The 17,832-nt window shown below is 68.8% G+C and carries 14 protein-coding genes; 7 read left to right on the top strand and 7 right to left on the bottom strand.

Annotated elements, in window-relative coordinates; all coding sequences use genetic code 11:
* The 7 genes from EV640_RS04620 to trhO all read right to left on the bottom strand — a co-directional run.
* A partial coding sequence (locus tag EV640_RS04620; RefSeq protein WP_279586510.1) for a potassium transporter TrkG occupies window positions 1-488 on the bottom strand: 488 nt, incomplete at its 3' end.
* Complete coding sequence (gene proC / locus EV640_RS04615; RefSeq protein ID WP_243832225.1) at window positions 466-1,362, bottom strand: pyrroline-5-carboxylate reductase; 897 nt, start codon at window positions 1,360-1,362, stop codon at window positions 466-468. The genes EV640_RS04620 and proC, both read right to left, overlap by 23 nt.
* Window positions 1,362-2,201, bottom strand: coding sequence for a sugar phosphate isomerase/epimerase family protein (locus EV640_RS04610; protein ID WP_051501287.1), 840 nt, complete (start codon window positions 2,199-2,201; stop codon window positions 1,362-1,364). Before EV640_RS04610 ends, proC begins: the two co-directional genes overlap by 1 nt.
* Window positions 2,191-3,252, bottom strand: coding sequence for a Ppx/GppA family phosphatase (locus tag EV640_RS04605; RefSeq protein ID WP_036476279.1), 1,062 nt, complete (start codon window positions 3,250-3,252; stop codon window positions 2,191-2,193). The genes EV640_RS04610 and EV640_RS04605 overlap by 11 nt, the downstream gene beginning before the upstream one ends.
* A 15-nt stretch (window positions 3,253-3,267) precedes the next feature.
* Complete coding sequence (topA, locus tag EV640_RS04600; protein ID WP_051501286.1) at window positions 3,268-6,150, bottom strand: type I DNA topoisomerase; 2,883 nt, start codon at window positions 6,148-6,150, stop codon at window positions 3,268-3,270.
* Window positions 6,151-6,197: 47 nt separating this feature from the next.
* Window positions 6,198-7,883 carry a DUF7059 domain-containing protein gene (locus tag EV640_RS04595; RefSeq protein WP_133725917.1) on the bottom strand — a complete coding sequence of 562 codons (1,686 nt, stop codon included), beginning with the start codon at window positions 7,881-7,883 and terminating at the stop codon, window positions 6,198-6,200.
* Entirely contained in the window at window positions 7,880-8,830 is a 951-nt protein-coding gene (gene trhO, locus EV640_RS04590; protein WP_084479633.1) for an oxygen-dependent tRNA uridine(34) hydroxylase TrhO, read from the bottom strand. Before trhO ends, EV640_RS04595 begins: the two co-directional genes overlap by 4 nt.
* A gap of 88 nt (window positions 8,831-8,918) precedes the next feature.
* On the opposite strand from trhO, the gene EV640_RS04585 reads away from it, so the two are divergent.
* The 7 genes from EV640_RS04585 (at window position 8,919) to EV640_RS04555 (ending at window position 17,508) form a co-directional block, all read left to right on the top strand.
* A complete protein-coding gene (locus EV640_RS04585) occupies window positions 8,919-9,620 on the top strand; it encodes a GNAT family N-acetyltransferase (protein ID WP_133725916.1) in 702 nt (233 codons plus the stop codon).
* 110 nt (window positions 9,621-9,730) lie between these two features.
* Window positions 9,731-10,777, top strand: coding sequence for a homocysteine S-methyltransferase family protein (locus EV640_RS04580; RefSeq protein WP_133725915.1), 1,047 nt, complete (start codon window positions 9,731-9,733; stop codon window positions 10,775-10,777).
* Window positions 10,778-10,840: 63 nt separating this feature from the next.
* The gene (locus EV640_RS04575; RefSeq protein WP_133725914.1) at window positions 10,841-13,267 is read left to right on the top strand and encodes a DEAD/DEAH box helicase; all 2,427 of its coding nucleotides are present in this window, start codon (window positions 10,841-10,843) and stop codon (window positions 13,265-13,267) included.
* 387 nt (window positions 13,268-13,654) lie between these two features.
* A complete protein-coding gene (locus EV640_RS04570) occupies window positions 13,655-14,665 on the top strand; it encodes a MetQ/NlpA family ABC transporter substrate-binding protein (protein WP_133725913.1) in 1,011 nt (336 codons plus the stop codon).
* Window positions 14,662-15,690, top strand: a complete 1,029-nt coding sequence (locus EV640_RS04565; protein ID WP_133725912.1) for a methionine ABC transporter ATP-binding protein — start codon at window positions 14,662-14,664, stop codon at window positions 15,688-15,690. The genes EV640_RS04570 and EV640_RS04565 overlap by 4 nt, the downstream gene beginning before the upstream one ends.
* Window positions 15,687-16,364 (top strand): methionine ABC transporter permease, encoded by a 678-nt coding sequence (locus tag EV640_RS04560; RefSeq protein ID WP_036476272.1) that lies wholly within the window; start codon window positions 15,687-15,689, stop codon window positions 16,362-16,364. Before EV640_RS04565 ends, EV640_RS04560 begins: the two co-directional genes overlap by 4 nt.
* A 121-nt stretch (window positions 16,365-16,485) precedes the next feature.
* The gene (locus EV640_RS04555; protein WP_133725911.1) at window positions 16,486-17,508 is read left to right on the top strand and encodes an aldo/keto reductase; all 1,023 of its coding nucleotides are present in this window, start codon (window positions 16,486-16,488) and stop codon (window positions 17,506-17,508) included.
* Window positions 17,509-17,832: the final 324 nt, after the last annotated feature.

Raw genomic sequence — 17,832 nt, 5'->3', positions numbered from 1 at the left:
ATCGCCTCCACCACGGCGGAGCAGATCACCACGGTCCGGATGACCTGTCCGGTCTCTCCCATCGAGCCGGTGGAGATGCCGCCCTCCTGGGCGACCAGGCGGGTGCGCAGCCCGAGGTTGCGGGTCACCGAGATGGCCAGCAGCGCGGCGATGGTGATGATGCCCAGGCCGCCGACCTGGATGCCGATCAGGATCACCAGTTCACCGGCGAAGGACCAGTGCTCCGCGGTGTTCACGGGAGTCAGGCCGGTCACCGTGACGGCCGAGGTGGCGACGAAGAGCGCCTCATGGAACGCGGCCGAGGAGCCTGAGGCAGTGGCCCAGGGCATGTTCAGCAGCGAGGCGAACACCGCGATGGTCACCCCGAAGATCAGCATCGCTGCCCGCGCCGGGGAGGTGCGGGTCAGGCGACCCATCCAGCGCTTCGCGTAGCTCCCGGGACCTCCCCGGCGGCGGCTGCCGGGCTCAGTCCGCGCTGCGGAGCTCATCGGTGATCTCCGCGGAGCGGTGCGCGCTGGCGTTGACGGCGGCCTGCACCGCGGCGGGCAGGCCGTGGTCGTCGAAGGCGTGGATGGCGCGTTCGGTGGTGCCGTTGGGCGAGCAGACGGCTCGGCGCAGCCCGGCGGCGTCGGCGGTGCCCGCGGCCTGGTGCGCCACCAGCATCTTGCCGGCGCCGTAGATGGTCTGCGCGGCCAGATCAGCGGCCAGCGCCCGGTCCAGGCCCAGCTGCACTCCGGCCTCGGCCATCTGCTCCGCGAGGTAGAAGGCGTAGGCGGGTCCGGAGCCGGAGATCCCGGTGAGCGCGTCGATCTGGGACTCCTCGATCACGTGCACGGCGCCGCTGGCCCCGAGCAGCCGGGCCACGGTCTCGGTGTCCTGGGCGCTGGCATGGGTGCCCGGGACCAGTCCGACCACACCCAGGCCCACTGAGAGCGGCGTGTTCGGCATGGAACGGATCACCGGCTGGCCCTGCGGCAGGGCCGCTTCGATCATGTCCACGCTGATCGCGGCGGCCACAGAGACCACGACGGCTCCCGGCTTCAGCGCATCGGCGATCTCCGCGGCCAGCGCGACGATGCCATGCGGCTTGACCCCGAGGAAGATGACGTCGGCATCTCCCGCGGCGCTGCGGTTGGCCTCGGCGTCGTCCTGTTCGGCGTGCACGGTGATCCCGTACTGCTGCGCTCGCTGCACCGCGGTGGCGGCGCTGCGCGTGGTGGCGCGGACCTGCTCCGGATTCACCGCTGAGTCCAGCAGACCCGCCAGGATCGCCCCGTTCATCGAGCCGAGGCCGAGCATCGCGATCTGCGGAGACGGCGGACTGCTGGTGCTGGTGCTGGTGCTGGTGCTGGTGGACATCATCACTCCTGGCCGAGGTGCTTGCGGGCGAAGGCCAGGGACTCGGCGAGCCAGCGCTCCCGGTCCCCGACGTTGCGGGCGGTGCGGGTGGCGACCTCCACGGCGACGACGCCGTTGAAGCCGGTCTCGGCGAAGTCGGGCCGGGCCAGCAGGTCCATGGCCTCGGCCACGCGCTGTTCGCCCTGGCCGGGGATCAGGTGGTCGTCCTTGAACCCGTTGGACCAGCCGTCGGTCAGGTGCACGTGGCGCAGTCGCTGCCCCAGGGCGGTGACCGCCTCGAGGGAGTCCGCCTCGGCCGTGGCCGCGTGAGAGAAGTCCCAGGTGACGTGGGGGTAGGGCTGATCCACCGGGTCCCAGTGCGGCAGGTACATGGTGGCTTCTCGGCCGCCGGCCCGCCAGGGGTACATGTTCTCCACGGCGAAGACCACTCCGGTCTCCTCCTCCAGCTTGCTGATGCCCTCGGCGAAGCCTTCCGCGTAGCCGACCTGCCAGCGGAAGGGCGGGTGCGCGACCACGACGCCGGCGCCCACCTCTTGGGCGAGGGCGGCGCTGCGCTTGAGCTTGTCCCAGGCGGAGCCCCAGACCTGCTGGGTGAGCAGCAGGGTGGGGGCGTGGATGGCCATCACCGGCAGGCCGAAGCGCCAGGACAGCTCGTTCAGCGTGGAGGCCTGCTGGGAGTCTCCGCGATGGGTGACCATGACCTCCATGCCGTCATAGCCGAGGTCCTCGGCGATGGAGAACCCTTCGGCGACTCCCATCGGGTAGACCGAGGAGGTGGAGAGCGCCACGGGGATCCGGGGCAGCTCGCGGGGTGGGCGCGGCTGGACCTGCTCAGCTGGCATGTTCCACCGCCGCCGTCGCGAGGGCGCGACCGCCGGGGACCTCGCCGCGGGAGGGTTTGCGCAGCTCACGGGCGAGGTTGACGTGTCCGACCCCGGGCGCGGTGGGCACCTCGACGGCACCCTCGCGGACCAGGGAATCGAGCCGGCGCAGGATCAGGCCCTCGCGCAGCGCCCAGGGACAGATCTGCAGGGTCTCGATGCCGAAGACCTTCATCGCCTGCTCCGCGACCAGTGCTCCGGCGAAGACCTGCCGGGCGCGCAGCGCGGAGACTCCGGGCAGCTCGGCGCGTTCCGCCGCGCTCATCGAGGCGAGGCTCTTGACCAGCGGCTTCAGCTCGGCGTGGCGCAGACTGCGGGGCACATAGGGGCCCTCGGCGGAGGGCGCGGCCCCGGTCATCCGGGCCAGCGAGCGGAAGGTCTTCGAGGTGGCGAGCACCTCGGTGTGTCCGCTCAGGGCCGGGAACTCGCGGCGCGCCGCCTCCAGCTCTTCCCGCACATAGCCCTTCAGCGCCTTGACCTCATCCTTGCTGGGCGGGTCCTCGCCGAGCCAGTCACGGGTGAGTCGTCCGGCGCCGAGCGGCAGCGAGACCGCGGTGGCGGGCAGCTCGTCGCCCCCATAGGCGATCTCGAAGGACCCCCCGCCGATGTCGAAGTTCAAGATGTCCCCGGCGCTCCAGCCGCGCCAGCGCCGTACCGCGAAGAAGGTCATCGCCGACTCCTGGGCGCCGGTGAGCTCGGTGAGCTCCACGCCAGTCTCAGCGATCACCCGCTGCAGCACCGATTCGCCGTTGGCGGCCTCGCGCAGCGCGGAGGTGCAGAAGGAGAGCAGGTCCTCGGCCCGGTGCCGCGCGGCGAATCGGGCGGCCTCGGCGATGAACCCGATGAGTTCGCGCTGTCCCTCCTCGGTGATCGCGCCCTGGTCGTCCAGGTGCTTGACCAGGGACAGGGGTCGTTTATGGGAGGCGAATGCCTCGGGCTTGGCCCCGAGGTGAGCATCCACCAATAACAGGTGCACGGTGTTCGAACCGATGTCCAGCACGCCCAGACGCATCAGGTGACTCCTTGACTAGGATCCGGTCTTCGCGGTGGTCTTCTTGGCCGGAGCCTTCTTCGCGGCGGGCTTCTTGGCCGGAGCCTTCTTCGCCGTGCTCTTGGTCGCCCGCTTGGGCGTCCCGGGCTGCTTCGGTCCGGCGGCGCGCTTCTCCGCCAGCAGCGAGTAGGCGTGCTCCTTGGTCAGCGTCTCCAGCGAGACGCTGCGCGGCACGGTCACATTGGTCTCACCGTCGGTGACGTAGGGCCCGAAGCGGCCGTCCTTGACCACCACCTGCTTCTCCGAGGTGGGGTCGGCGCCGAACTCGGCGAGCGGGGGAACCGCCGCCCGGCGTCCACGCTGCTTGGGCTGGGCGTAGATGGCCTTCGCCTCCTCGAGGGTGATGGTGAACATCTGCTCCTCGGTCTCCAATGAGCGGGAGTCGGAGCCCTTCTTCAGATACGGTCCGAACCGGCCGTTCTGCGCGGTGATCTCCTCGCCGTCCTCGTCGGTGCCGACCACGCGGGGCAGCGAGAGCAGGCGCAGGGCCTGCTCGAGCGTCACCGTCTCCAGGGTCATGTCGGAGAGCAGCGAGCCGGTGCGAGGCTTCTCCTTGGCCGGCTTCTTCTTGGGCTTGGGCTTGCCGTTCTTGTAGTACTCGGTCGGCAGCGACTTCATGTGCTCTTCGAGCTGCGCCTCGGTCATCTCTTCGATGATCTCCGTGACATAGGGCCCGTAGCGGCCGTCCTTCGCCACGATCTCGCGTCCGTTCTCTGGATCGGTGCCGAGCACCCGTCCGGAGTACTGGGCCTGCTCGAAGAGCTCCTCGGCCTTGGCGGCGGTGAGCTCGTCGGGGGCCAGGTCCTGGGGCAGGTTGGCCCGCTGGGGCTCCAGCTCACCCTCGGCGTTGACGACGCCGTCAGGGTTGGGGCGCTCGAGATAGGGGCCGTAGCGACCCACCCGCAGGTTCACCCCGGGGGCGATCTCGATGGAGTTGATCGCTCGGGCGTCGATCTCCCCGAGGTTCTCCACCACATGCTTGAGTCCGTCGACGCCGTCCTTGGCGCCGAAGTAGAAGCCCTGCAGCCAGGCCTCGCGCTGGAGCTCCCCGCGCGCGATCTGGTCCAGGTCCTCTTCCATGCGGGCGGTGAAGTCGTAGTTCACGTACTTGCCGAAGTGTTCCTCCAGCAGCCGGATCACGCTGAACGCGGTCCACGACGGGATCAGCGCGGAGCCGCGCTTGGTGACGTAGCCGCGGTCCATGATCGTGGAGATGGTCGGCGCGTAGGTCGAGGGGCGCCCGATCTCGCGCTTCTCCAGCTCGGCGACGATCGTGGCTTCGGTATAGCGCGCCGGCGGGGTCGTCTCATGGCCCTTGGCCTGGACGTCGCGACCGATCAGGCTCTCGCCGGTCTCGATCTTCGGCAGCCGCTTATCGGCCTTGCCGGCCTTGGCCTCGTCCTCCTCCGAGCCGCTCTCGCGGACCTCCTCGTAGGCGGCCAGGAAGCCGGGGAAGGTGATCACGGTGCCGGAGGCGCCGAAGGTGGCGGTGGTGCCGGCCTTGGGTCCGCCGGAGACGGCGGCGCTGAGCCGCACGGAGGCGGTGAAGCCCTTGGCGTCGGCCATCTGGGAGGCGACGGTGCGCTTCCAGATCAGCTCGTAGAGCTTGAACTCATCCTTGGAGAGCTCATTGGCCACCTGGCCGGGGGTGCGGAAGTGATCCCCCGAGGGTCGGATCGCCTCGTGGGCCTCCTGGGCGGTCTCGCTCTTCTTGGAGTAGAACCGCGGGCTCGACGGCGCGTGGTCGGCGCCGTAGAGCTCGGTGATCTGCCGGCGTGCCGCGGTGATCGCCTCGTTCGAGAGCGTCACCGAGTCGGTACGCATATAGGTGATATAGCCGTTCTCATAGAGCCGCTGCGCCACCTGCATGGTGGCCCGGGAGGAGAACCGGAGCCTGCGGGAGGCCTCCTGCTGCAGGGTCGAGGTGATGAACGGGGGCTGCGGACGGCGCGAGTAGGGCTTGTCCTCCACCGAGTCCACGGTGAACTCCGCCTGGGTCAGGCCTTCGGCCAGGGCCTCGGCCGCTTCGCGATCCAAGACGCTGACCTCGGTCTTGGAGCGGGTGGACTTCAGCTGGCCGCGGTCGTCGAAGTCGGATCCGGTCGCGACGCGGGCGCCGTCCACGGCGTTGAGCTTGGCGGTGAACTCCTCGCCGGCGGCGGTGGCGAAGCTGCCGGAGAGGTCCCAGTAGCCGGCCGGGATGAAGGCCATGCGTTCGCGCTCGCGTTCGACCACCAGGCGGGTGGCCACCGACTGCACGCGTCCCGCGGAGAGGCCCTTGCCGACTTTGCGCCAGAGCACCGGGGAGATCTCGTAGCCGTAGAGCCGGTCCAGGATTCGCCGGGTCTCCTGGGCATCGACGAGGTCGTCGTCGATCTGGCGCACGTTCTGCAGGGCGCGGGTGATGCCCTCCTTGGTGATCTCGGTGAAGGTCATCCGGTAGACCGGGACCTTGGGCTTGAGCACCTGCAGCAGGTGCCAGGCGATGGCCTCACCCTCGCGGTCGGCGTCAGTGGCGAGATAGAGCTCCGAGGCGTCCTTGAGGGCCCGCTTGAGCTCGGTGACCTTCTTCTTCTTGGAGTCAGAGATCACGTAATAGGGCGCGAAGCCGTCGTCGGGGTTCACCGCGAACCGGCTGAACGGACCCTTCTTCATCTCGGTGGGCAGCTCTGAGGGCTGTGGCAGGTCACGGATATGCCCGGCGGAAGCGTCCACGATGAAGTCATCGCCGAGGTACTTGGCGATGGACTTGGACTTCGCCGGGGACTCGACGATGACGAGTTTCTTGCCTTCAGGCACTGATCTCCTTGAGGGAATTCTTGCGGTGCAGTCTCGGTCGCTCAGCAGTGGGCTGGCCATCGAGTGCTCAATATATCAGCGAGCAGAACACGCCGAGGCCGGGAGAATCAAGACTCCGCGAGGTATCCCTCGAGGTAGAGCTCCAGGATCTCGCTGCGCAGCGCCTGCTGGAGATTCGCCTGCTCGGTGGTCTCCTCCGCCAGCAGAGCGGCCACGGCGGCAGTGAGCGCGGCGGCCTGATACTCCCCGTCGGCGGCGCCCAGAAATCCTGCGGCGGCACTGGAGACGGCCCGGCTGCGGCGCAGTCCGGACCCCTGACGTGCGAGGATCACTTCCGGGTGGACGGCGCCGAAGCGCTGATGGCGTTCCTCGGTGACATCAGGGGCCACGGTGAGGACCGCCTCGAGCACCGACTGCGGGTCCCGGGCCACGGTCTCTGCTCGGGTCGCGGTGGCTCCGATGACCGGTCCCAGCGGCTGCTCCACGGCACCGGTGAGCTCCTCGAAGCGCCGCCAGGGCGCGCCCGGACCCGGCGCTGCGGCCCGGCGGCGGATGAAGATCATGCCGAAGCCCACGGCGAGCACCCCGCGCGAGGCGAAGTCGTCGAGATACTCCATATAGCGTCGCCGGTAGCTCTGCGGCTCCCGCTGGGTGGAGGCGTCGCGCAGCCAGGTCTCGGCATATTCGGCGCTGTCCTGCCGGTCGCGCTGGATGAACCAGGCGTCGACCTGCGCGGGGAACGCCTCGCACCAGAGCCGCGGTCGCGCGTCCCAGGCGGCGTGGTCCTGGATCTCCCAGTTGCCCAGCAGCTGCGCGGACCCGGCCTCGGCGAGATGCTCGGGCAGCGCCGCGATCAGCTCCGCCATGAGCAGATCCCCGGCCCTGCCGCCGTCGCGGTAGGTGTAGCGCGCGTCGATCTGCTCGTGCTTCGGGCGCGGGGTGATGACGAAGGGCGGGTTCGAGATGATCAGGTCGAATCGACGCCCGGCCACCGGTTCCAGCAGGCTGCCCTGCACCAGCTCCACCCGTGCCTCGAGGTTCATCGGGTCCAGGCGCAGCGCTGCGGCGTTGAGCACCAGGTTGAACCTGGTGAAGTCCAGGGCGCGGCGGCTGAGATCGGTGGCCACCACATGCTCGGCGTGGTCCAGCAGGTGCAGCAGCTGGATGCCGCAGCCGGTGCCGATCTCCAGGGCACTGCGCACCGGGGCGCGGTGGATGCTCGCCGCCAGGGTCAGGCTCGCGCCGCCGATCCCGAGCACATGCTCGGGATGCAGCGGTCCGGTCACCTGCGCGGCCGGCAGGTCGCTGGCCACCCAGAGGTCGCACAGCCCGTGGGCCTGCTCGGCCTGATAGGGCCGCAGGTCCACGCTGGGACGGTACCGCTCGACGTCGTGCCCGGCTGCTGGCGCCTCGGTCACCGGTGACCCAGGGGCTGCCGCGGACCCGGGGGCTGCCGGGTGCACCAGGTTCAGGCGGCACAGGCCCTCGACGCCGACCTGGGGCAGGGCCTCCTGGAGCTGCGCGGCGGGGATCTCGAGTCCGAGCAGCCAGAGCCCGGTGAGCACCGCGCAGGGGTCAGGAGCCGGTTCGGCGCGCAGCAGCTGGTGCACGCGCAGCTCCGCCGGCACCGGCTGGTCACGCTGCAGGGCGGCGAGCGCGTCCTCGCCCAACAGCTGCGCGACCCGTTCATTGGTGAACCGTGCGGCGAGCAGATCCGCGCGCAGGCCGGCCAGCAGCTTCGAGTCCGCCTCCGGGGCGGGCAGGATCGCGGGCTGATGCTGTGCGGGACTCATCCGCGCCGCACCTTGCCCAGCGCGCCGGCGTTGGGGTCGGTGGGGTCCTGGGCCAGCCGGGCCTGACAGTTGCCGCAGCGGGTGGTCTCCGGGATGTGGCGGTGGTCCTCGCAGTAGAGCGCCAGCGTGGAACATCCCCGGTCCATACAGTTATAGAAGGAGCTGGTGGGGCTGGCGCAGCAGCTGCACTCCCCGATGGTCTTCGCCTCCGGGGAGAAGCGGGTGTTCATCCGGGAGTCGAAGACGTAGAGCTCGCCCTCCCAGAGCCCCTGGTCGCCGAAGGTCTCTCCGTAGCGCACGATCCCGCCGTCGATCTGATAGACCTCCTCGAAGCCGCGCCGGCGCATCAGCGCCGAGAGCACCTCGCAGCGGATCCCGCCGGTGCAGTAGGTGACCACCGGCTGGTCCTTGAGGTGGTCGTATCGCCCGGAGTCCAGCTCGGCGATGAAGTCGCGGGTGGTCTCGGTCTCCGGCACCACGGCGTTCTTGAACTTCCCGATCTGCGCCTCCACGGCGTTGCGGCCGTCGAAGAAGGCCACCTCCACGCCCTGCGCCCGCTTCGCCTCGACGAGGTCATGGACCTGCTGCGGCTGCAGGTGCTCGCCGCCGCCGACGACGCCCTGAGCATCGACCTCGATCTCCTCGGGCACGCCGAAGGCCACCAGTTCGGGGCGGACCTTGACCGAGAGCCGGGGAAAGTCCTCCGCCCCGCCCTCGGACCATTTGAAGGCCAGCTGACGGAACGGGGCGTAGGCCCTGGTCTGCTTCACGTACTGCTTGACCGCGTTGATGTCGCCGCCGACGGTGCCGTTGATCCCCTGCGGGGAGATCAGGATCCGGCCCCTGAGGCCGAGCTCCCGGCAGAGCGTGTGCTGCCAGAGCTTCACCGCCTCGGGATCTGCGAGGGGGGTGAAGGCGTAATAGAGGACGATCCGGGACATGCTCACCTCTCAAGGGTAGTTCTGAACAACATCTTTATGAACTCGTTGTCCTGTCCTCTCACGGTGCGCTGCTTTTTCTTTGTATGGTCGGACTATGACTTCTGAGCTCAGCGATGACCTTGTACGCCACTGGGTAACCGGATGGGCGCGAACTCACGACTACGACGTCCAGCACGAGGGCGGCGTCCACTCGGCTCTGCGCTCCGGGGACTCCGACGAGTGGGAGTACGTGTTGTATTCCCCACAGGACACCGATCTGCGCAAGATCGCCGCCGCCGTGGCGAAGGACTCTGCCCGACTGCTGACCGTGATCGCAGAACCCGGTGCCGAGTCGCTGAGCCAGAACCCGGTGGACGGGCTGCAGCTGATCAGCGATGAGGAGAAGCTGATGGTCGTGGACATGGACACCCAGGACGTGGAGGATCCGATCACGCCAGAGGGTTACACCACGACTCGTGAGGACCACGACGGCTGGACCCGCTTCACCGTGCGTGACGGTGACACGATCGCCGCCCGAGGCCGCGTCGCGACCGTGGGCCACTACGCGATCCTGGACCGGATCTACACCAACGACGAATACCGCCGCCAGGGCCTGGGCACCTTTGTGACCCGCGCGCTGATCGCGATCGCCCACGAGCACGACGTCGAAGAGGGTCTGCTCGTGGCCACCGGGGACGGTCGGGAGCTCTACGAGTTCCTGGGCTGGACCCTGCTCGGCGACGTCCACGTCTACGGCGCCACCTCCGGCGGGCGGCTGCGGCCGAGTCACTCCCAGTTCGACGACCTCAACGCTTAGGCCCCGCCCGGGCAGTGCGGTAGGATCGGCACACTTGCTGCATTAAGTTCAATTGTTCACTCATTATCGGGGGACGATGCAGCTCCATACTGTCGCCGAAGGAGCTCCCCATGGCCGCCAACCCGCTCACCGACCGACTCGATGCAGGCCCGGTCATCTGCGCCGAGGGATTCCTCTTCGAGCTTGAGCGGCGCGGCTACCTCACCGCCGGTGAGTTCGTGCCCGAGGTGGCGCTGGAGAACCCGGACGCGCTGCGCGGGTTGCACCGGGACTTCCAGCGTGCCGGCTCTGACATCGTCGAGGCCTTCACCTATAACGGGCACCGCGAGAAGATGCGCGTGATCGGCAAGGAGGACCTGCTCGAGCCGCTGAACCGTGCCGCCCTGCGCATCGCCCGCGAGGTCGCCGACTCCCGGCCCGGAGATCTCGTGGCGGGCAACATCTCCAACACCAACATCTGGGACCCCTCGGACGTCCAGCGCCAGAACGAGGTCCGCGGCATGTTCCAGGAGATGGTCGACTGGGCGGTGGAGGAGGGCGCGGATCTGATCATCGGCGAGACCTTCTACTACGCCGGAGAAGCACTCGCGGCCCTCGAGGTGGCCCGGTCCTCCGGGCTGCCGGTGGTGCTCACCCTGGCGCCCATGGGTTTCGAGGAGATGGCCGACGGGCCCGGCGTGGTCGAGACCGCTCAGCGCCTGGAGCAGGCCGGAGCCGACGTCGTCGGACTCAACTGTTTCCGCGGACCCGAGACCATGCTGCCCTGGCTGCGCCAGATCCGGGAGGCGGTCTCCTGCCACGTGGCCGCGCTGCCGGTGCCCTACCGCACCACCCCGAGCGAGCCCACCTTCTTCAACCTCTCCGATGTCCGCGCCGGCGTGCCCTCCCCGCACGGCCGGACCTTCCCCACCGCGCTGGATCCGCTGTTCAGCAATCGCTATGAGATCGGCGCGTTCGCCAAGGAGGCCTACGATCTGGGGATCAACTACCTGGGCGTCTGCTGCGGGGCCTCGCCGATGCATATCCGGGAGACCGCCGAGGCGGTGGGTCGCAGCACCGAGGCCAGCCGCTACTCCGAGCGCATGGAGAACCATTTCATGTATGGATCCCACGATCGGCTGCCCGATCACATCCGGTCCCTGGGCGGCCGCGCCTGACCGGCAGCAGTGCTCACCGGTGCGCCGGGGAATGCAGCGCCATCCTGCCGTAGCCTGAGGGGGATGCCCGATCAGGACCCCTTTGAGCTGTTGCGCCGTGCAGGTCTGCCGACGGAGATCGGCGACGCCGGTCCGCTGCGCCATGTCCGCACCCTGCCGGCCCGGCAGGCGCGCACCGCTGCCTGGCCCGAGTGGGTTCCCGCCGAGCTGCGTGCGGGTTACCGGCAGCTGGGGGTCTCAGGACTCTATAACCACCAGGTGCTCGCCGCCGAGGCGTTGCATGCCGGGCGCCATACGATCCTGGCCACCGGCACCGCCTCAGGGAAGTCCCTGGGCACCCAGCTGCCCGGACTGGCCGAGATCTCCGGCGGCCCGCGCGGGGCGCTGCCGGCGTCCTCACCCGGCGGCGTCGGTCCCCCGCCCAGCGTGGGCACGACCATGCTCTACCTCTCCCCCACCAAGGCGCTGGCCGCGGATCAGCTCGAGGCGTTGACCCAGCTCGCCGAGGCCACCGGGCCCGCCGGGACCCAGGGCGGGATTCGGCCAGCCTCCTATGACGGGGACACCGATCCCACCGAGCGCCGCTGGGTCCGTCAGCACGCCAATGTGGTGCTGACCAATCCCGACATGCTCAACGTCGGGATCCTGCCCAACCACCGGGCCTGGGCTAGGTTCTTCGCCCGGCTGCGCTACGTGATCATCGATGAGGCGCACAGCTGCCGGGGGATCTTCGGCTCACACATCGCGCTGCTGCTGCGCAGACTGCGTCGGATCTGCGCCCATTACGGGGCCCACCCGGTGTTCACCGGAGCCTCGGCGACCAGCGGCGACCCGGCGACGTCGTTCTCCCGGCTCATCGGCCACCCGGAGTCCGCCGTCGAAGCCATCACCGAGGACGCCTCCCCCCACGGGGCCGTGGACATCTACCTCTGGGAGGCCTCGGACTCCACGCTGACCGGCGACAACGCCGCTCCGCTCAAGCGCAGCCTCACCGTGGAGGCCGCCGACATCCTCACCGACCTGGTGGTCGCCGGGCATCGCACGCTGGCCTTCATCAAGTCTCGCCGCGGGGCGGAGACCATCGCGCAGATCGCCGCCGATTCACTCGCCGAGGTGGACCGTGACCTGAGCGGACGGGTGGCGGCCTACCGCTCCGGGTATCTGAAGGAGGAGCGCCGCGAGCTCGAAGACGCGCTGCGCGAAGGCCGGCTGCTCGGCGTCGCCTCCACTCCGGCGCTGGAGCTCGGGATCGACATCTCAGGGCTGGATGCGGTGATCATCGCCGGCTGGCCCGGCACCCGCGCCTCGTTCTTCCAACAGCTGGGCCGCGCCGGGCGCTCGGGCCAGCGCGGCGCCGCGTTCTTCATCGCCGGGGATGATCCGCTGGACTCCTATCTGTTGGACCACCCGGAGGCGATCTTCGACACCGCGGTCGAGGACGCCGTGACCGACCCGAGGAATCCACATGTGGCCGCCCCGCATATCCTCGCCGCCGCTCAGGAGCTCCCGCTGACCACCCCGGACCTGGAGCTGTTCGAGTCCTGGCTGATCGAGTCGCTCACCGAGCAGGGACACCTGCGACGTCGGCCGCGCGGCTGGTTCTTCGCCCACGACGACGTCTCCGCAGCGGCCTGGGTCAAGCTGCGCTCCGACGGCGGCGGGCCCTACACGATCGTCAACGCGGAAGACGGCACCGTGATCGGGGACATGGGCTCCGCCCAGGCGCAGCCCCAGGCCCACCCAGGAGCGGTCTACCTCCACCAGGGCCGCAGCTACATCGTGGAGGAGCTCGACCGCGAGAACAGCGCCGTGCTGGTGTTTCCGGCCAGCCCGCCGTATTACACCCAGGCCCGGCAGACCACCTCGATCGAGGTGCTGCAGACCGAAGAAGCCATGGACTGGGGCCGCTACCGGCTGCACTCCGGGATGGTGGAGGTGACCAGCACCGTGGTCGGCTTCCAGCGCAAGGCGCTGGGCTCCTCCGAGGTGCTCTCCGACGAGCCGCTGGACCTGCCGCCCTCCTCGCTGCGCACCCAGGCGATGTGGATCACCGCCCCGGAGACCGAGCTCGCGGAGGCCGGGGTGATCCCGGAGCTCGTGCCCGGGGCGCTGCATGCCGCCGAACATGCCATGATCGGGCTGCTGCCGCTGCTGACCTCCGGGGACCGTTGGGACATCGGCGGGGTCTCCACCGCGCTGCACCGCGACACCGAGCTGCCCACGATCTTCGTCTACGACGGGCACCCCGGCGGGGCCGGGTTCGCCCGGCGCGGCTTCGAGCTGGCCGCCGAATGGATCGGGGCCACCGCCGAGACGATCGCCGGCTGCGACTGCGCCACGGGCTGCCCCTCCTGCGTGCAGTCCCCTAAATGCGGCAACAAGAACAACCCGCTGGAGAAGCAGCCCGCGCTGAACCTGCTGCGCGCGATACTCACCGCCCGGCCCGAGGAATCCACCTCCGCTTCGGGCCCTGAGGCGGCGCAACGCTGAACACACCCGGCACCGTGACGGAATATGAATGTGCGCAGTGCGGGCGTGAAACGTGAGCTAGGATTGAACCTGCTTCAAGAGAAGTGACCTGGAGATCCGCCGCTGGCGGTGATCCGACGATCCGTTCACGGTCACTCACCAACCCCATGTTCAAGGGTGGTCCCGGATCACGAAGCGGCTTGTTCTCACCATCGGTGGAGCTCAAAGAGGCTCGACTGTGGTGCTGACTGGAACCGGCAAGAGCAGCGTCGAAAGGACACTCCCCGCACCCATCGGTGCACTCTGCGTTCGCGCGTGAACATTCGCGAGCGCCCCAGACATCCCTCTCAGGGCACCCCTGTCACTTTTCCGGGCGAAGATCCGCCCACACAGACCGAAGGATCACTCATGACCCACCAGCAGACCCCCTCCGGACCCCCCTCCGGACCCACCGCCGGCCCTCGGCGCCGCGGGCTCAAAGCCCTGGCCCTCAGCGCCACACTCGCCCTGGCGCTGAGCAGCTGCAGCGCCTTCGATCGCGGCGGTGACGAGGCCGAAGCCGCACCGGAGGATCAGCAGGAGTTCACCATCGGCGTCGTGGGCGCCAACGAGAGCCACCGCGAGGTCGAACGCATCGCCGAGGAGGAACTGGGCTACGAGATCGAACTCGTCGAGTTCACCGAGTACACCCAGCCCAACCCGGCGCTGACCAGCGGCGACATCGACGCCAACTGGTTCCAGCACATCGCCTACCTAGCGGACTACAACGTCAGCTCCGGGGAGGACCTGCAGCCCATCGGCGCGACCGCCGCTGTGCCGCTGACCCTGTACTCCAACGAGTACGACGATGTCAGCGAGTTCACCGAGGGCGACACCATCGCGATCCCCAACGATGCGGTGAACCAGGGGCGTGCGATCAACGTGCTGGTGCAGGCGGGACTGCTGGAGCTCTCGGAGGAGACTCGCCAGCCCGAACCGCGCCACATCGACGAGGAGGCCTCCACCGTGACGGTGCAGCCGGTCGCCGCTCAGCAGACGGTCAACGCGCTGGAATCGGTTCAGGGCTCGATCATCAACAACAACTTCGCCCAGGACGCCGAGCTCGACCCCGAGGGTGACGGCATCTTCTCGGATGATCCCACCGACGCCTCAGCGTTTCCCTATATCAACGCCTTCGTGACCCGCGCCGAGGACAGCGAGAACGAGGCGCTGCGCGAGATCGCGGCGGTCTACCACGACGAACGGGTGCTCGAGATCGACGCGGAGCTCTCGGCCGAGACCTCGGTCCCCGCCTCTGACGTCACCGCCGAGCAGCTCCAGGAGTCCCTGGTCGACTACGAGGACTCCCTGCGCAACGCGGGCGCCGAGACCGGTGACGACGAGGCCGGCGAGGCCGAGGAAGCGGACGAGGACGCGTGAGCACAGCCCCGCTCATCGAGTTCAACAACGTCTCGCGGACCTTCGGGACGGGAGACAAGACCGTCACCGCGGTCGAGGACGTGAGCCTGCGCGTCGACCGCGGTGAGGTCTATGGCGTCATCGGGTTCTCCGGGGCCGGGAAGTCCACCCTGATCCGGCTGATCAACGGGCTTGAACGCCCCACCGCAGGCTCGGTCCATGTGCTGGGCCAGGAGATCTCCGCCATGCGTGAGGGCCAGCTCGCCAAGGTCCGCTCCCGGATCGGCATGGTCTTCCAGCAGTTCAACCTGTTCCACTCCCGCAACGTCGCCGGCAATGTCGCATACCCGCTGAAGGTGGCTGGTTGGAAGAAGCCCGCGCGCGAAGCCCGGGTGGAGGAGCTGCTGGAGTTCGTGGGACTGACCGAGAAGGCTGCGCAACACCCGGAGCAGCTCTCCGGCGGGCAGAAGCAACGGGTCGGGATCGCCCGCGCGCTGGCCGCGAAGCCGGACATCCTGCTGGCCGATGAGTCCACCTCCGCGCTGGACCCCAACACCACCGGTGAGGTCCTGCGGCTGCTGCGCCGCGCCAACGAGGAGCTCGGCATCACCATCGTCGCGATCACCCACGAGATGGAGGTCATCCGCTCCATCGCGGACCGGGTCGCGGTGATGGACCAGGGCCGGATCGTGGAGTCCGGGCTGGTCTATGACGTCTTCTCCAGCCCGCGCGAGACCAAGGACGCCAGCTTCGTCGGTGCGGCGTTGAAGAACCGGCCCACCGCAGAGGATGTGCAGCGGATCCGCGGCCATGCCAGCGGACGGCTTGTGGTGGTCTCGCTGCAGAACGCGGCGGCGGTCAGCTCCGTGCTGGGCGAGGCCGCCGCACACGGGGTCTCCTTCGAGATCGTGCATGGCGGCATGAACACCACGAAGAACGCGTCCTACGGCCTGCTCACCCTCGCCCTGCAGGGCGAGGATCGCGCGGTCGAGGCCTTCGTCGCGGCGCTGAACTCCGCCGGAGAGGTCCAGGAGGTGCAGGAATGATCGACACTTATCGAGCTCTTGACTGGAGCTACTACGGGCCCGAGCTGCTCGAGGCCATCTTCGACACCATCTATATGGTCGCCTGGGCCTTCCTGCTCGGCGGGCTCCTCGGACTGGCCATCGGCCTGACGCTCTACACCACCCGTCAGGGAGGGCTGCTGGCGAATAAGCCCGCCTATATGGCGATGAACTTCATCGTGAACCTGATCCGGCCGATCCCCTTCGTGATCCTGATCGCGGCCCTGCAGCCGGTGACCATCTACGTGATCGGCTCCGGGATCGGCAACGATGCGGTGATCTTCGTGATGATCTGGGCCTCCACCTTCGCGATCGCCAGGATCGTGGAACAGAACCTGGTCTCGATCGACCCCGGAGTGATCGAGGCGGCACGCGCCATGGGCGCCTCCCGACTGCGCATCATCCTCACCGTGCTGCTGCCGGAGGCGCTGGGTCCGCTGATCCTGGGGTATACCTTTGTGATCATCGCGCTCACCGACATGTCTGCCCTGGCCGGGATCATCGGTGGCGGCGGCATCGGCAACTTCGCCATCGTCGAGGGCTACAACCGGTTCAACCCCGAAGTGACCTGGCTGGCGGTGATCGTGGTGATCGTCTTCGTCCAGTCGCTGCAGCTGGTGGGCAACTGGGCGGCACGCAAGGTCATGCGGCGCTGAGCCTGTCAGTGACCCGGCCGCCGCGTCGTCGTCGTCATTGCTCTGCCCCGCCCCCTGCCCCTGTCCCTGCTCTCTGCCCGCTGCACATGCACATGCACATGCACCACGGAAGGATCCACCCATGACTCTGCGCTCCCTCACCCTGGGAACCGGTTCGCATCAGCTCGAGACCTCAGCGCTGGGCTACGGCGCGATGTCGCTGGCCGGCGCCTACGGGGCCATCACCGAGTCGGACTCGATCGCCCTCCTGGAGCACGTGGCGCAGCGCGAGGTGACCTTCCTGGACACCGCGAACATCTACGGCGATGGCGAGAGCGAACGGGTCTTGGGAAAGTTCCTGAAGCACCGGCGCGAGGAGTTCGTGCTGGCGAGCAAGGTCGGCATCGAGAAGGGTGCAGGGGTCGGCAAGCGCCGGGCCCGGGGCGACGCGGCGTATATCAAAGAGCAGATCGATCACAGCCTGCGCCGACTGGGCACAGATCACCTGGACCTCTACTACCTGCACCGGGTGGACCCTGAGACACCGATCGAGGAGAGCGTCGGAGCCCTGGGCGAGCTGGTCACCGCGGGCAAGGTACGCAGCATCGGTCTCTCCGAGGCCACGGGGGAGGAGATCGCCCGCGGCCACGCCGTGTTCCCGATCACCGCGGTGCAGAGCGAGTGGAGCATCTTCGCCCGGGACGTGGAGCCCCACGTGCTGCCGACCTGCGCGCGGCTGGGGATCGGTTTCGTGCCCTACTCCCCGGTGGGCCGAGGTCTGCTCACGGATTCCTTCGATCCCCAGGCTCTTCCGGCGGAGGACATCCGGCAGAACTTCCCCTGGTTCATGCCAGAGAACCTGCCGCACAACGCAGCGCTCCTCGCACGGGTCCGCGACATCGCCACAGGCCTGGAGCTGCCCACCGCGGGGCTGGCGCTGGCCTGGCTCTATCAGCAGGCAGCCGCCCTGGGCGTGCAGATCGCCCCGATCCCGGGGACTCGGACCGCCGGGCACTGGGATCAGCTCCAGCGCGGGGTGGATGTCCAGGTTCCCGGGGAGGCCATGGCAGAGCTGGACGCGCTGGCGGGCCAGGTCTCCGGGGACCGCAGCTTCGATCCGCGCTGGGTCTCCGGCGGGCGCGAGGGGCTCCTTCCGCGCGGCTGACCCGGCTCGCAGATGGTCGCCCCGCAGGGCAGCCTGCCTCCGCATCGATTGTGCGATCTGGCCGATCTTCGAAGTGATCTCCGTGCGAGAACCTGCACAGAGTGCGCATGCGATGCTGGCGCTCGGATCTTCGCCGGTCCTTCCCACGGGTCTGCCCCAGCCCTGACGGTCACCCGGTCCTGGATCGCGCCTCTCCACAGGATGGCGTCCTCTCGCGGAATCCAGCGCCGCGCGGCCAAGACTGGTGGCACCTGCAGACCGCAGGGCTCACCCGTCGTCAAGGTCCCCCAGGGCCCGAGCCGCACGTCCCCGAGTCTCCCTTCT

The sequence above is a fragment of the Nesterenkonia aurantiaca genome (genome assembly GCF_004364585.1).
Taxonomy (GTDB): Bacteria; Actinomycetota; Actinomycetes; order Actinomycetales; family Micrococcaceae; genus Nesterenkonia; species Nesterenkonia aurantiaca.
This window is presented reverse-complemented; position numbering and strand designations above follow the sequence as displayed.